This is a genomic window from Acinetobacter sp. CFCC 11171 (assembly GCF_003268405.1).
Lineage (GTDB): Bacteria > Pseudomonadota > Gammaproteobacteria > Pseudomonadales > Moraxellaceae > Acinetobacter > Acinetobacter amyesii.
The window spans coordinates 1-15599 of sequence record NZ_LQXP01000012.1; the positions used below are offsets into that span (position 1 = coordinate 1).

13 protein-coding genes and 1 rRNA gene are annotated in these 15599 nt (G+C 39.9%); 13 read left to right on the top strand and 1 reads right to left on the bottom strand.

Annotation, left to right across the window (positions count from 1 at the left end; translation table 11 throughout):
• Positions 1-91: 91 nt before the first annotated feature.
• From rrf to hisC, 8 genes are all read left to right on the top strand, one after another.
• Positions 92-206, top strand: a 5S ribosomal RNA gene (rrf, locus tag AVJ20_RS07515).
• 290 nt (positions 207-496) lie between these two features.
• Complete coding sequence (locus AVJ20_RS07520) at positions 497-1951, top strand: RNA polymerase factor sigma-54 (RefSeq protein ID WP_078192378.1); 1455 nt, start codon at positions 497-499, stop codon at positions 1949-1951.
• Positions 1952-2120: 169 nt separating this feature from the next.
• Positions 2121-2453 (top strand): ribosome hibernation-promoting factor, HPF/YfiA family, encoded by a 333-nt coding sequence (gene hpf, locus AVJ20_RS07525; protein ID WP_078191195.1) that lies wholly within the window; start codon positions 2121-2123, stop codon positions 2451-2453.
• Between the two features lie 135 nt (positions 2454-2588).
• The gene (gene ibaG, locus AVJ20_RS07530) at positions 2589-2840 is read left to right on the top strand and encodes a BolA family iron metabolism protein IbaG (protein ID WP_111884767.1); all 252 of its coding nucleotides are present in this window, start codon (positions 2589-2591) and stop codon (positions 2838-2840) included.
• Positions 2841-2846: 6 nt separating this feature from the next.
• Positions 2847-4103, top strand: coding sequence for a UDP-N-acetylglucosamine 1-carboxyvinyltransferase (murA, locus tag AVJ20_RS07535; RefSeq protein ID WP_078191193.1), 1257 nt, complete (start codon positions 2847-2849; stop codon positions 4101-4103).
• The gene (hisG, locus tag AVJ20_RS07540; RefSeq protein WP_111884768.1) at positions 4103-4804 is read left to right on the top strand and encodes an ATP phosphoribosyltransferase; all 702 of its coding nucleotides are present in this window, start codon (positions 4103-4105) and stop codon (positions 4802-4804) included. Before murA ends, hisG begins: the two co-directional genes overlap by 1 nt.
• A 201-nt stretch (positions 4805-5005) precedes the next feature.
• Positions 5006-6307, top strand: coding sequence for a histidinol dehydrogenase (gene hisD / locus AVJ20_RS07545; protein ID WP_162689747.1), 1302 nt, complete (start codon positions 5006-5008; stop codon positions 6305-6307).
• 181 nt (positions 6308-6488) lie between these two features.
• Positions 6489-7586, top strand: coding sequence for a histidinol-phosphate transaminase (hisC, locus tag AVJ20_RS07550; protein WP_111884770.1), 1098 nt, complete (start codon positions 6489-6491; stop codon positions 7584-7586).
• 104 nt (positions 7587-7690) lie between these two features.
• Here hisC and AVJ20_RS07555 read toward each other — a convergent pair whose 3' ends face one another.
• Positions 7691-9031: an anthranilate synthase component I family protein gene (locus AVJ20_RS07555; RefSeq protein ID WP_111884771.1), complete on the bottom strand. Its 1341-nt coding sequence runs from the start codon at positions 9029-9031 to the stop codon at positions 7691-7693.
• A gap of 255 nt (positions 9032-9286) precedes the next feature.
• Between AVJ20_RS07555 and AVJ20_RS07560 the strand changes: the two genes are divergently transcribed.
• From AVJ20_RS07560 to filE, 5 genes are all read left to right on the top strand, one after another.
• Complete coding sequence (locus tag AVJ20_RS07560) at positions 9287-10255, top strand: DUF6160 family protein (RefSeq protein WP_111884772.1); 969 nt, start codon at positions 9287-9289, stop codon at positions 10253-10255.
• Positions 10256-10452: 197 nt separating this feature from the next.
• Positions 10453-11286 (top strand): C39 family peptidase, encoded by an 834-nt coding sequence (locus tag AVJ20_RS07565; RefSeq protein ID WP_111884773.1) that lies wholly within the window; start codon positions 10453-10455, stop codon positions 11284-11286.
• A gap of 60 nt (positions 11287-11346) precedes the next feature.
• A complete protein-coding gene (locus AVJ20_RS07570) occupies positions 11347-12546 on the top strand; it encodes a hypothetical protein (RefSeq protein ID WP_111884774.1) in 1200 nt (399 codons plus the stop codon).
• Between the two features lie 12 nt (positions 12547-12558).
• Positions 12559-14223 carry an OmpP1/FadL family transporter gene (locus AVJ20_RS07575; protein ID WP_111884775.1) on the top strand — a complete coding sequence of 555 codons (1665 nt, stop codon included), beginning with the start codon at positions 12559-12561 and terminating at the stop codon, positions 14221-14223.
• A 14-nt stretch (positions 14224-14237) separates the two neighbouring features.
• A complete protein-coding gene (gene filE, locus AVJ20_RS07580; RefSeq protein ID WP_111884776.1) occupies positions 14238-15587 on the top strand; it encodes a putative pilus assembly protein FilE in 1350 nt (449 codons plus the stop codon).
• The last annotated feature ends 12 nt before the right edge of the window (positions 15588-15599 follow it).

The following is a 15599-nucleotide window of genomic DNA, read 5'->3' on the forward strand; positions in this document are numbered from 1 at the left end:
AAATACTTCTGTTAATAACTCATTTGGTAGAAAACTTAGCACGAAGAGCACTGCTCTGAGATTAGACTAAGCAAGTATCCATAACAGTTGTGCTGGCGACAATAGCAAGAGTGAACCACCTGATCCCTTCCCGAACTCAGAAGTGAAACCTCTTAGCGCTGATGGTAGTGTGGGGTTACCCATGTGAGAGTAAGTCATCGCCAGCTCATTATTCGAAACACCCCCTGATATCTCAGGGGGTGTTTTTTTATGTGGGGGAAAATAATAAGAACAATGAAAAACAAAAAATACAGTGACAGCCGGAGTAAAATGAATAACAAATCTAATTATATAGTTAATTTATAAGGCGAATTGTTCCTAATAGAAGAATGAATTAGCTGAATAATGAGTCTAAAAAAGACAAAAAATCGGGCGTTCTCTTCGAAATTATGCTATAAAAAATAAAACGGCATAAAAATTGCTTATAAAGTGCGGTTAATTATAGGGGGAGTTATTAATGAAATTAGCGATGGGGTTAAAGGTTGCCAATTCCTTATCATTAACACCTCAATTACAACAAGCCATTCGTTTATTACAGCTTTCAAGTTTGGAATTGGAACAAGAAATTCAAATCCAACTCGACAGTAATCCTCTATTAGAGAAAGTTGAAGAACAAAATACCGTTGAAAGTTTAAATAGCTTACAAGAACAAGAAAGGGAAAATAAAGACTTAACCAATGAATTAAATGCCGATCATTTGCCTGATGAATTACCAGTGGATACGGAGTGGGATGATGTTTATACGCATCAACCAACAAGTTTAGGCGCTGCTGAATTTGAAGAGCGCGAAGATAATCGGCAGGGTCATCAAAGTTTACAAGCGCATATGCTTGAGCAAGTTAATCTTTTACACTTTTCTATGATCGATAAATTAATTGCGCACTGTATTATCGATGCCTTAGATAACAAAGGTTTTTTAGATTGTGACTTAAATGAAATTACCCAATCAGTTCAGCATCTTTTAGACTCTATGGATTATGAAGAAGAAGTCGAAGATGACGAAGTTTTAGTAGTTTTAAAGCATATTCAGCGTCTAGATCCTGTTGGTGTGGGCTCACGCAATCTTGCCGAATGTTTAATGGTGCAAGTTGAAAATCTTCCTGAGCATGTCGAATATCGATATGAAGCTATTTTATTATTAAAAAATTATGAATTGCTGATTACCAATGAATTACCCAAATTGATTAAGCAAACCGGTTTAAATACGGAGCAGCTCAAACTTGCCATTTCTTTGTTAAAAACCTTAAAAGCGCATCCAGGGCAAGAGTTTGAAGATAAAGATTCAGACTATCAAATTCCAGATGTTGTGGTCTTAAAAAAGAATGAACATTGGTTGGTTCAATTAAATCCTGATGTAATGCCAAAACTACGGGTAAATTCTTTTTATGCCAATATGATCAAGCGTGCAGATCAAAGTGACGATAATCAATATTTACGAAATCAAATGCTTGAAGCTAAGAACTTCATTAAAAGCATTGATGAACGACATAAAACATTATTAAAAGTAGCGACATGTATTGTTGAGCATCAACGAGCGTTCTTTGAACAAGGTCCTGAGGCAATGAAGCCTTTGGTACTACGAGACATTGCCGAAGAAGTCGAACTCCATGAATCCACAGTTTCCCGTGTAACCACAAATAAATATATGCTCACACCACGTGGATTATTTGAGTTGAAATATTTCTTCTCAAGTCATGTTGGAACGTCATCGGGTGGGGAAGCGTCTTCGACTGCAATTCGTGCAAAAATTAAAAAGCTGATTGCAGAAGAAAATACACGTAAGCCTTTGTCTGATAATGCAATTGCAGTTTTGCTTAATGCGGAAGGTATTGATGTTGCTCGTCGTACGGTTGCGAAGTATCGTGAATCGTTACATATTCCATCATCTTCAGAGCGAAAAGTGTTGATCTAAATTTGAAAATCTGACTATTCTAGAGATTCATTATGACGAAATAATGAATCTCTTTTTTATATAAGGAATAGCCGAAATGATCTGATCGTGTAAATGTATGCTTCGCATATTGAGTTGGATAATTCGGCTTGAACTTTTCCAGTCCTGAAAGAAGGTGAGGGATAGAATTATGCAGATTACAATTCGTGGCCACCATTTAACAATTACGCCAGCAATAGAAGAAAATATTCGTCTTAAATTTGCGGAAATGACCAAACATTTAGATCAGGTCAATAGTATGCAAGTCAAACTGACTAAAGATCATCAGGTTGATAAACGTTCAAAAAAAGGTAGTGATAACCATATTGCGGAAGCGATTATACGATTACCTGGGACCGAACTTTTTGCGCAAGCTTGCGCTGATGATATGTATACCTCGATCAAAAAATTGTCTGAAAAATTAAAAAAACAATTGCATAAACATCGAAAAATGCAGCTCATTTATATGCCTTTAACGGTTTAGATTGTACATTGTACAAAAAGAGGTTTTTTATAACCTCTTTTTTTATATATATAATGTATGTGACTAATGAATTATTTTTTAGATTTATAGTAAAATGACGGGTTTTACACCGTTAGTCCTATATGGGGTCTTGTGATGAATAGTGAACAGCTCACTGAAATTTTAAAAGCTGCTTTTCCAGAAGCTGAGGTCGCAGTTAGTGGGCAAGGCGGCAAATTTGATCTACGCATCGTCGATGATCAATTTGAAGGGAAACGTCCTGTTGCTCGTCAACAATCTGTTTATGCACCTTTGAACTCCTACATTGCCAGCGGTGAAGTACATGCAGTAACAATTCGTGTAATGACCAAAGAAGAATGGCGCAAAGCAAGCTTATTCGGAGCTTAATAATTAATGGATAAATTTCTGATTCAGGGCGGTACTAAGCTCGAAGGTGAAGTTCGTATTTCTGGTGCGAAAAATGCTGCATTGCCATTACTCGCTGCAACTATCCTTGCGGATACACCTATTACATTAACCAATGTTCCAAATCTAAAAGATGTGAACACCTTAGTGAAATTGATTGCAGGTTTAGGTGTTCAAATCAGTTATGAAGGTGATACGGTTAAGGCTGATACTTCTAGCTTAGATAACCAATTTGCACCATATGAACTCGTGAAAACCATGCGTGCATCTATTTTGGTGCTTGGCCCGTTATTGGCGCGCTATGGTAGTGCAAAAGTGTCTTTGCCGGGTGGATGTGCAATTGGTTCACGCCCTGTAGATCAACATTTAAAAGCTTTAGAAGCACTTGGTGCTGAAATTGAAGTTGAAGCAGGTTATGTGCATGCCAAAGTGGATGGTCGTCTAAAAGGTGGCGAAGTTGTCTTTGATATGGTCACAGTTGGTGGTACTGAAAATATTCTAACTGCTGCGGTTCTTGCAGACGGTGTAACGACCATTCGTAACGCGGCTCGTGAACCTGAAATTACCGATCTTGCTAATATGTTGATCAAGATGGGTGCAAAAATCGAAGGTTTGGACACTGATACTTTAGTTGTTACTGGTGTTGAAAGCCTACATGGCTGTGAATATGCCGTTGTTGCAGATCGTATCGAGACAGGTTCTTATCTAGCTGCTGCAGCGATCACAGGTGGTAAAATCAAAACTACACATACAGATCCTAACTTGTTGGAGTCTGTGCTAGATAAATTTGAAGAAATGGGCGCGGAAGTTACGCGCGGTGAAGATTGGATTGAACTGGATATGATGGGTAAACGCCCAAAAGCAGTAAGTTTCCAGACTTTACCACACCCAGAATTTCCTACCGATATGCAAGCACAGCTGATGGCGGTGAATGCGATTGGTCGTGGTTTTGCCACAATTTCAGAAACGATTTTTGAAAACCGTTTCATGCATGTACCTGAATTAGCACGTATGGGTGCTAATATTCAGGTTGAAGGTAATGATGCTGTTGTTACAGGTGTAGAGAAATTATCTGCTGCACCGGTGATGGCAACTGATTTACGAGCTTCTTTCTCATTGGTTTTAGCAGCACTTGCCGCTGATGGGGAAACGTTGATTGACCGTATCTATCATATTGACCGTGGTTATGAAGATGTTGAAGCGAAGTTACAAGGTTTAGGTGCCCAAATTAAGCGAGTAAGTTAATGAGCGATATGAGAAACGATGATCCCAATTTTGACGTAATGGGCAATTTTGATCATGGTTTAACTTTAGCATTAAGTAAGGGACGTATCTTAAAAGAAACTTTGCCATTGTTGGAGACAGCTGGCATTAACTTATTGGAAGATCCGGATAAATCTCGTAAGTTAATTTTTCCAACGACCCATAAGCACGTACGTATTTTAATTTTACGTGCTTCTGATGTACCAACTTATGTTGAAAATGGTGCTGCAGATATTGGGGTGGCAGGTAAAGATGTGCTGATGGAACATGGTGCACAAAATGTGTATGAACCATTGGACTTAAAAATTGCCAACTGTAAGTTAATGACGGCTGGTAAAGTCGGCATGGTACGTCCGAAAGGTCGTTTAAAGATTGCAACTAAGTACGTCAATTTAACCCGTCAATATTATGCAAGCTTAGGCGAGCAAGTTGATGTGATCAAACTGTATGGTTCTATGGAACTTGCACCTTTGGTTGGTTTAGGTGATTACATCGTCGATGTTGTGGATACAGGGAACACTTTACGTGCCAATGGTTTAGAGCCTTTGGAAGAAATTTGTAAAGTGTCTTCACGTTTAATCGTGAACAAAGCAAGTTTTAAACGTAAACAAACTTTGTTGAATCCGATTCTTGCACAGCTAGAAAAAGCCGTGGAAGAACGCGAGCAAGTAAAGAAAGCATAATTTGTTGAGTTGCTAACTATGCTGATCAAACCGCTCAAATTTGGGCGGTTTTTTTATGAAAACTGAAAAATAATGATAAAACTGTATTTTCATCAATTTTAACGAAAGTTATTTTCAATAAAACTCCACATGAACACATGCGATAGATGTCCACAAGCTGCTGTAAAACAGGTAAACTAATCTTTTCCAATAGATTACCTTGTGGGTAAATTGATGCGACGTTTATCGACTCAAGATCAAAACTTCAAGCAAGCTTTTGCTGACTTGTTGGCTTTTGAAACTGTGAATGATCCAGAACTTTTAAAAACCGTTGACCAAATCATTGCTGATGTTCGTCAGCATGGTGATGCTCATGTTCTTAAATTGACACAGCAGTTCGATCGACATCCAGCGCATCAATTCTCAGAATTAGAGCTGACACAAGAACAGCTGAAAGCAGCATTTGATGGTTTAAGTTCAGAAGTGCGTGAAGCCTTAGAACTTGCTGCGAACCGTGTTCGTGAATTTCACCAAGCACAAAAGCAAGACGGCTGGACCTATGTTGATGCTCTAGGAAATACGCTTGGTCAAAAAGTCACACCGCTGGACCGTGTGGGTATCTATGTGCCGGGCGGTTTAGCTTCTTATCCGTCTTCTGTATTGATGAATGCTGTACCTGCGCATGTTGCTGGCGTGCCTGAAATTATTATGGTGGTGCCTGCGCCGAATGGTGATTTGAATCCATTGGTTTTGGCAGCAGCTTACTTAGCCGGCGTACACCGTGTATTTACCATTGGCGGCGCGCAAGCGGTTGCAGCATTGGCTTATGGTACAGAAACTATTCCATCTGTGGACAAAATTACTGGCCCGGGCAACCGTTTTGTTGCTGCAGCAAAACGTGCAGTATTTGGTCAAGTCGGTATTGATATGATTGCAGGGCCATCCGAAATTTTGGTCTATGCCGAAGGTCAAAACAATGCTGAATGGCTGGCAATGGATTTATTGTCACAAGCGGAACATGACACTGTGGCTCAAGCGGTATTTATTACGCCAGATGCAGAACTTTTAGATCAAGTTGAGCAATGGATTGAAAAGCATTTAGAAGCGTTACCAAAAGCAGATATTGCGCGAACTTCAATCGAAAACCGCGGCGCATTGGTTTTAGTCAAAGACCGAGCGGAAGGCGCCGAATTGATTAACCAAGTTGCGCCTGAACATTTGATGCTGTGCTTAGATGAAGCACAGGAAATGGCTGAAGATATCCGCCATGCCGGCGCAATCTTCATGGGGCGTTATACACCGGAAGCGATTGGTGATTACTGTGCAGGTCCAAACCACGTGTTGCCTACTTCTGGCACAGCGCGTTTCTCATCACCGCTTGGTGTATATGATTTCCAAAAGCGCTCAAGTTTAATCATGTGTTCTGAAGCTGGCGTGAAAACTTTAGCGAAAACGGCTGATACATTAGCGCAGCAGGAAAATTTAGATGCACATGCGCGTTCAGCACGCTATCGTTATCAGTAATTAAATATAGACTAGGTGAAAAACTTAGTTTTCCAAAACTATAAACCTCTCCCTAACCCTCTCCTGAAAGGAGAGGGGAAATCTCATAAAATGAGTATTCCTCTCCCTGAACTAGCTTTAAGGATTCCTTTAAAGCGAAGTGCAAGAGAGGTTAGGAGAGGGTGAAAAAGAGCAAAATAAAATGCCAAATATTACCTCTGAACAAATGCGTTTTTGGAGCCCTGATGTACGTGAATTAGAACCGTACACACCTGGTGAGCAGCCTAAAATCCAAAATATTTTAAAACTCAATACCAATGAAAATCCGTATCCGCCATCGCCAAAAGTGGTGGAAGCAGTACAAAAAGTGTTGGCAAATTCTGCTGATGTTTTACGTTTATATCCAGATCCAGATGCGTCTGAGTTAAAGCAAGCGATTGCAAAACAGCAGCAAGTACCTGTTGAGCAGGTCTTTGTCGGCAATGGCTCGGACGAAGTGCTGGCGCACATTTTTAAAGCCTTTTTTGTGCAAGAACTGCCGGTTCTGTATCCTGACATTACCTACAGTTTTTATCCGGTATATAGCCAATTTTTTGGTATAGCTGCCAATACTAAAATTTTGCCCCTGAACGATGACTTTGAAATTGTGGTGGATGACTATAAACAACCTAATGGTGGCATCATTATTACCAATCCGAATGCGCCTACGAGTATTGCTTTAGGTTTGTCTGCAATTGAGGAAGTGTTGCAAGCCAATCCGAATTCAGTGGTTGTGATTGATGAGGCGTATGTCGATTTCGGTGCGGAATCTGCTGTGGCTTTGGTTGCGAAATATGAAAACCTTGTGGTTTGTCAAACGACGTCTAAGTCGCGTTCACTTGCCGGTTTGCGCGTTGGTTTCGCGATTGCGCAGCCGCATTTAATCGCAGCGCTTGAAGCGGTAAAAAACAGCTTTAACTCTTATCCGATGGATCGTTTTGCGATTGCAGCAGCCGTGGCGTCATTTGAGGATCAAGCGTATTTTGAAGTGCAAAATGCCAAGGTGATTGCGAGCCGTGAAAAGCTTGTAGAGCAGCTGTCTGAGCTGGGCTTTAAGGTATTGCCGTCTGCGGCAAACTTTATTTTTGCATCATTGCCTAATAAAGATGCAAGTGAGTTGGCTGCTGATTTGCGCGAACGCGGAATTATCGTGCGTTATTTTAATAAGCCGCGGATTAATCAATTCCTTCGTATCACCATTGGTACAGATGAACAAAATCAGCGCCTTGTAGATACTTTGAAAAACGATATTTTGGCTTAATCTTTGCAATCTCCGCGAAATGTAAATCTAGCCTAATCTTCCTTTTTTAAAAGGAAGTTGGGATAGATAGATCAAAAAAGCGATTCAATAGAATCGCTTTTTTGTTATTCAGGTTTATGCCAGGTATTTAACAAATCCAGCATGGCTTCGACTTTATCAAAGCATTCTTGATATTCAGCATCGCAATCTGACGCGATGGTGATTCCGCCGCCTGCCCACAGCGAAACCTGATCTTGGTATTTTTGAATAGAGCGGATCAAAATATTCCAAGAGCCTGTACCATCGTGATTAAAATAACCCATCGAGCCGCAATAGGCGCCGCGCGGGGAGCCTTCAAGTTCTTCAATGATTTGCATCGCACGAATTTTAGGCGCGCCGGTAATCGAACCGCCCGGCAGTGCCGACATCAGAACCTCAAAAGGATTTACATTTGTTTTCAGCACGGCTTCAACTTCACTGACCATGTGATGCACTTGGTTAAAACTTTCAATATCAAAAAGTTTAGGTGTTTTTACAGAACCCGTTTCAGCATAAACACTCAAATCATTACGTAGTAAGTCGACAATCATGACATTCTCGGCCATGTCTTTTTCAGATGATTTTAATCGTTGTTTTGAGTGCGCATCTAAAACTGGATCTTCATAGCGAGGCATCGTGCCTTTGATTGGTTTAGTAATAATCTTGCGTTTAGGCTTAAAATCTATAAAAAGTTCAGGCGAACAACTTAAAATTTCAAAATCATCAATACGTAAGTAGCCTGAATATGGTGCATCAGTCAGTGACCAAAATTCTTGAGCGGTATCTAAGAGTGAACCGTTTGCTTGAGCTGTGAATTCTTGTGTTAAATTAATTTGATAGCAATCACCCGCTTTAATATATTCCTGCACTTGATCAAAGGCTTTCGTGTAGTCTGACTTAGACCATCTTGCAGTACATTTTTGTCTTAATTTAAATTGATTCTGAGTGATCTCTGTTTGAATGAACTGATCAATATAGTCGTAAATCTTAGCTGCAGAATGATCTGAACTATAAAAATACCAACCATCATTCTCTAATTTTAAAAAACTGGAAAATTGTCCTAAAAACAAGCGAGGTTGCGCTTTGGCGTGCAAGGAAATCTGTTGCTGCGCTGCATAATCATAGCTAATAAAACCAGCCCAGCCCCCAGAAAACCCGCTGCCTAAGTTTGAACATAAATCTTGGAAGGCAATATTTTGCAAGGGCTGAGTATCAGATTCCTCATATTGATCTAAATTGGTACGGACATAAGCTTTAAGTTCATCATTCTTCAATTGTTGATATTGATTTGCCAAAAAGCAAATAACAGGTTGGTTTTGATCTTCTAAAAAAATCACATGTGACAAGGGCGCAAGCGCTTGCAAAATTTTTTGAGCACTAACAGTTTGTTTGAGAATAAATTTTTTAAAAGAAATTGGTTTTTGCATCAACAGAAAAATTAACTTTAAAGACTAAAATGGATTTTATACCATTCCTAATTCATTTGGTTTGCAAATACCGTTTATCGGTAAGAATTAGATTGCGACCAACAACAGTTGAACAAATTTCAGCTTGGATATAATTTAATCGAGCGAGCAAACAACTCAAGGAAAGATTTAGCAGTTGTCACAAAATAATATTACAGCTGAATAAATCGAGTGGTTGAAAATCAAAAAAAATAAATACTCTTGGGAGAGTACCGTATGAAAAATTTCACTAAATTAGCTCTAGTTTCTTCAATCGCATTTAGTGCGAATGCTATGGCTATGCAAGCAATGGACGATGCTGCACTTAGTTCAACCACTGGTCAAGATGGTATTAACATCGGGATTGGTATCTCTAAAATTGAAATTGAAAAACTTTTCATTCACGATAACGACGGTTTAACGGATACAGCTAAGGGCGGTACAAGTACTGCTGGTGCGATCGTTATTCAAGGTAACAAGAAAGCTGGTGATCCTTTAGAAAATAAAGGTATCGTTATTGGTGCAAACTATGATAACGGTGGAGCTTATCTTCTACCTTCTCGCAATTTAGCTGATTTACGTATTGATACTGATGCTGGTACTGGTGCAAATGGTGCATTCATTAACATCGCAGCTGATGTTTCTGGTTTAGATATTAAAATTGGTGAAATTGGTGTAACAGCATCTGGTACAGCTGGTACTACAGGCATTCGCCGTGGTGGTAAGCTTGAAGGTACAGATGCAAACTACAATGCAATTTTATCTGGTCTTTCTCTAAAAACTGGACCAATGACTGCTAATGTTCAGTTAGGTGCTGCTCCACAAGGGGCTATGATTAAACTGAGTACAACTATGAAGGGTGGTTTAGAAATTAAAGATCTAGGTATCCTTGATGCATCAACTAAAACCGCTACACGTGAAGCAGGTGAAATCTTTATCGAAAGCATCAAAGTTGCTGATGCTGGTAAAACTGACTTAACAATTAATCAAGATGTTCGTATTTATGGTAAAGAAGGCACAAATAATGGTTATATTCAAATGGTAAGTAACTCTGGTCCAATTGATAATTATGTGAAAGGTGTTCATCTAGGAAGTAAAGACGCTGGTTCAATTGGTGATATCGAAGTTCAAGGTTTACAAACGTTCTACAGCCCAGCTATGGGTGTATATAACCAAGGTTCTGTAATTACAATTTCTAGTAAGTAATTTAGCATAAAAATAAGGCGCGTGTTGATCACGCGCTTTTTTTTACAAAAAAGTGCGGAATGACCCAATAAAGCATAAAAAAATGCTGTTTTTTTATAAAAAAAAAGGTATCTTGCATAATACATGGATGTAGAGCAATAGCTCTAAAAAATAATGAAAAAAGGCACATCATTGCCGATAACTAAAAGTTAGAAGATATGTTAGAGATAGCAGTAGGCTCGGCATTGATGTATTACTTTGCCAAAGAGTCCTTTGATTTAAAAGAAAAGCCAGTCGGAACAGTTCACTATACCGAAACATTGGATTCACGAAATGATTCCTTTACTCGGATGCACCGTGAATCTGTAAAAATTAAACCTGCCATAGAAGATCAATTTCGAGGCATCGTTCGGCAAGCTTATGACTACAGTTGTGGTTCAGCAGCCTTAACCACTTTATTAAATGGTTATGTCGGGACACAGCTAACTGAACAACAGACCATGAATGGTTTGCTGAAATTTGGTGAAACTGAAAAAATCATCGAACGTCGAAGTTTCTCCTTATTAGACATGAAACGTTTTGTCGCTGCTGTGGGGCTAGACAGTGGGGGCTACAAAGGTGAGTTTTCAGATCTAGTTAAGCAAGGTCAGCCTGCGATTGTTCCCATTTCATATGCTGGTTTTAAACATTTTGTGGTTTTTAAAGCCTATAAAGATGGGCGTGTTTATGTTGCAGATCCAGCACTGGGCAATATCAGTTTCGATGAAGTTAGATTCCAAGAAATATGGGAAAACAACACATTATTCTTAATCAACGTTGCGCCTGAGCAACGTAAAAATTTATTAGCTTTGCAAGATTCAGACTTGCGACATGTTGAAGATGCAACCGTCAACCGTTATGCATTGGTTGATATTCAATATCCGCAGTTTTACATGGAAAAAATTGCAGACAAGGCATCTACGATACGACTTGATAAAAACATGAATGAAGAGTCGGAGTCTTATGGTAAATCGAATTACAACTTTCTAAGGCTTTACTACAAGAGTAAATAATTAGATGAAAGCGTATAACAAAGTGTCAGGATTAAAAAAATAACAACGGTGGGAAGGAACATGAATCGTAAATGGATGAACAAAACACTACTAGCCATGAGTATTCAGGTGGTGATGGGGGTTGCCTATGCAGCTGAAGAGCCAAGCCTTGGAGAATATGATCCAGTTGAACAAGAGACAGTCGTAGAAGAGTCTGTATCTCCTGCTACTGTAAACCAAGCTGATAATGCACAAGAAGCTGCTGCCGAGCCTGAAATTGGACAGTATGAATCTGTTGAAGAGCCAGTACAATCTGAGGCACCACAAGTCGAAAGTGCTACTGCCACTGAAAAGGCATCGACAGCACTTCAACAGCAAGAGGGTGATGCGAGTCAAGAAGCTAACTTACAGGAAGTATTTAGCTCGAATGAACGTCAGTATTCATTGATTAAAAAAGGTGAAATATCATCTTTTTACGATATCGATTATACCTATTACCGTGATACTCAACTTGATATGGAAATGGCACAAGGCCAACTTTATCAACTCCGTGTACAAGAGAATGCAACACACTCAATGACCAATACATTTACCGTGCAATACGGTGTAATGGACAATTTGACATTCTCTGCATCTCTGCCTTTAGTAGCGAAAACTGACTTATTAAAAGATACTTCAACCGCGGGTTTAGGGGATATTTCTTTAGGCGCACGTTGGGAACCCTTCCCATTGAAGCAAGGTCGTTTGCCACTGATTTTATTTGGTAATTTATCTACGAAAACAGGTGATAGTCCATACGAAGTCAATGCAGTAAATGATCTAGCAACAGGTAAAGGTTACTATTCGGCAGGTATCGGTGCGAGTACGCGTAAATATATTGACCCTGTTGTGTTGTTTGCATCTGTTTCAGCTAACTATGGTTTCAAAGAAACGGGTTTAAACCAACGTCGTGGTACGCGTGTCATTGAAGAGTTTGAACCGGGAATTAGTGGTGGTTTTGCATTCGGTTTTGCATACTCGTTTAACTACGATGTTTCCCTCACCATGTCATATCAACAAAGTTTCAACACTGGCGCAGAATTTACGTATAGCAGTGGCGAATCCTATTCACCTGCAGACCAAACCAGTTCAACTCTAGCAATTTCTTTAGGTGTACGTGTATCTCCAGATACGATTGTGAACGGTACGGTGGGGCTAGGTTTAACTGAAGATGCACCAGATGTGTCTTTAGGACTTTCTTTCCCGTTAGATATTCTAGGTTTTGGAAAAAAACTTCGTTAAGAGGGCTGTCGTATGCGTAAAATTCGACTCAGCCCACTTTTTAGTGCGATCGTTTTAACGGGCTGTTCTAGTGCTGCTTTTGCACAATTGGGTACCAACCTTTCAGTTGATGTACGGTCACTTGCATTAGGGAATGCAGTAACTGCTGATCCTCCGGGGATTAGTGCCGTGCATTTTAACCCTGCAGCATTAACTAAAATTGAAGGTTTGCAAACCGATATGCAGGGGATCATTGCAAACTTTGATATTCAACGTGAATTTACCGTCCCTGCGGGTTATAACGTCTTTGGTTATTCAGATGACCCAATGGTCTGTAATGATGGCCCTGAAGTAACGGCAGATATTTGTACGGACTTTAAAGATAAGGTTTCTGGTGATGTTGAATATGCATCCCTATATGTACCTGTCTTAAAAAAGATGGTGGATTTTGGTGCTGGCCAACCCATTGCCGCACCAACGATGGGGATTGCCTATAATCCACCAGGTTCTAAAGCAACATTTGCATCCGCCGTTTATGCGCCTTTGATTGCGGGTTTTGGTGCTGAAAATGGCAACCCAGGTAATTTCATGGGGCAACAAGTTGCTCTAGAGCGTATTACTTATCTATCGCCAACTGTGGGTTATCAAGTTAGTGATGAGTTATCGATTGGTGGTGGTGTAGGGATGTCCTATCAAGCCATTGGATTGAAATCAGATCTACGATTTCCCAATGAGTTGATCGGCATGTTAAGGATGATTGATGAAGTCGTCTGTACGCCATTCAAGGAAAATTCGGACATTATTACCGACATCTTGCTATTGGGGATGTGTAATACCGAAGAAGGAATGAATCCATTTGGCAAATTTGGTCAGATGGAATTGGCTTTAGAGCAGTCACTGAGCCCAAGTTATAACTTAGGGGTTTTGTGGGAGCCACGCGAAGATTTTAGTTTTGGTATGGTGTACCAAAGCGCTGCGAAAATGCGCATGAAAGGTCGTTATCGCATTCATAATGCAAAAGCGCCTCAGGAGATGATTAAGGGATTAATGTCATCACCAACAGGTCAAATTTTAGCTGCAATTTTGGGTTTCCCAAATGCCGTGCCTAACTCGGAGTCGGGTTTGGTTTCGATGGATTTTGAATATCCACAGCACGTACAGGCCGGGATCAAATATAAGGTTATGCCTGATTTACAAATTAATTTTGATGTGGGCTGGACCGATTATCGTGCTTGGGACAAATTCCGTTTTGAATTCGACCGTCAAATTTCAGCGCTGAAAATTGCAAAATTATTATCTGAAAATGTGACCGATAATTCTTTGGCCTTACCTTTGAAATTTACATCGCCTTGGAACTGGGGTATTGGTATTGAATATTCTGCAACAGATCGTTTGAAATTACGTGCAGGTTATGAACCAAGGAGTACGTCTATTCCTGATGGTAAGCGAAATACCATGGTCCCGATTAATGGTGCGCAGCTCTTTGGTATGGGGATTGGATATCGTTTTGATGCAGATACGGATTTAGATTTATCAATCGGCTTTTTACGCAGTAAAGATAACATTCCAGCGAATACTAGTAGTCTTGCAAACTTAACCGGTGTGAATAACTTACTTTTAAACCCATATGCTGGACTGAATGTAAAAACCGATACGAAAATCACCATCCTAGGATTAAATTACAGAACTCGTTGGTAGGATAAGCAGACAGAATGAAAAGGATTTTATTCATAAAAACGTTACTTGCACTGTCTGTGGTGCAAGTGTCGTATACCAACGCTGGGGCGTTTCATACCATTATTGGGCCAGATGGGCGCCCAATGGTGGTACAAGTGCAAGAAAAACCAGCAAAGAAACCTAAAGAAAGTCCAACTGCTAAAACGATAGACTCTCAACCTGTACAACAAATTACTCAACCATCCGTAAGCATTAGTCCGTCTCAAACCAAGACACCGATGACACGTCAAACGAGTCCAACAGCACAGGCTGTTGGACCGGTGAATTCTCAACATTTAAGTATACGCGAGCCGGAAAAACGGGATGAAATTAAAGCTGTCACAGTAGATAAAATTAAAGACGTCTCAGGGGATAAAGTTCGCAAATCTGAAAAGTCAGCACAAGCGGCAGATACGACAGCAAAAGTCTTGCCTTCAACCGCATGGACAGAAAAGTTACAGCAATCAGAGCTAACCCAACCTCGTGAAGCGTATCAGTCCAAAGTTCTAGCTGAAAAAGATAAACCTGTCTTCGAGAAAAAGATCCTTGCTGAGAAAGTAGTCAGTACTGATCAATCCGTACGATCTTCAGGTGAAAACTTAGAAAATCATCCTTCAAAACAATCGGCTAAGGCAAAACAAGAGCAAGGCTTTTCGACGATGGCTGGTGAAAAGTATGTCAATAATGAATATCTTGAAGATAAAGAGTTTAACTTAGAAGGCAAAAAGCGCTTTTACACCATGCCCGAAGGCGTTATTGATAGCAAGATGGGGCAAACGCGGATGCAAACCATTGAACGTGAAAAAGGTGTCAGTCGCTCCGTCATTGATAATTTATTTAAACGTAATCAACCCGAAGATACAGGCCCAATCACTTTAGCCACATCATATTATCGGGTGTCACAAGCTGATACCATTCAAGGTTTAGGTCAGCAATGTTTTTCAAATAAAAAAATGAAGAAAGCCAAAGAGCTTGACTTGGCACAAGATATTAACTTATGGCCTCGAGCACCATTGTCGGACGAATTTGACTATGAAGTCGTAAAACTAAAATCACCATTACAAAATATTCGTATACATTCATTTGCATCCAAAGTACAAAATCCTACATTTTATTGGCCATTTGCGGTATTTTTAGACAAAAATGGATGTGTCATGGAAGGCGCAGGTGGATTCAAAAATAACCAAGGTGAAGCGGATCATCTTTACCATGAAAAAATTGAAGGCGTGATTCAAGTGCCTAAAGGTAGCCAGTATTTATTTTTAACGCCTTTAGCAACAGCAATTGACGTCGATGGTCGCGTATTAACCAATCAAGGCCAAATTAAATTAACAGCAATCCGTTAAGGACATAAAAAG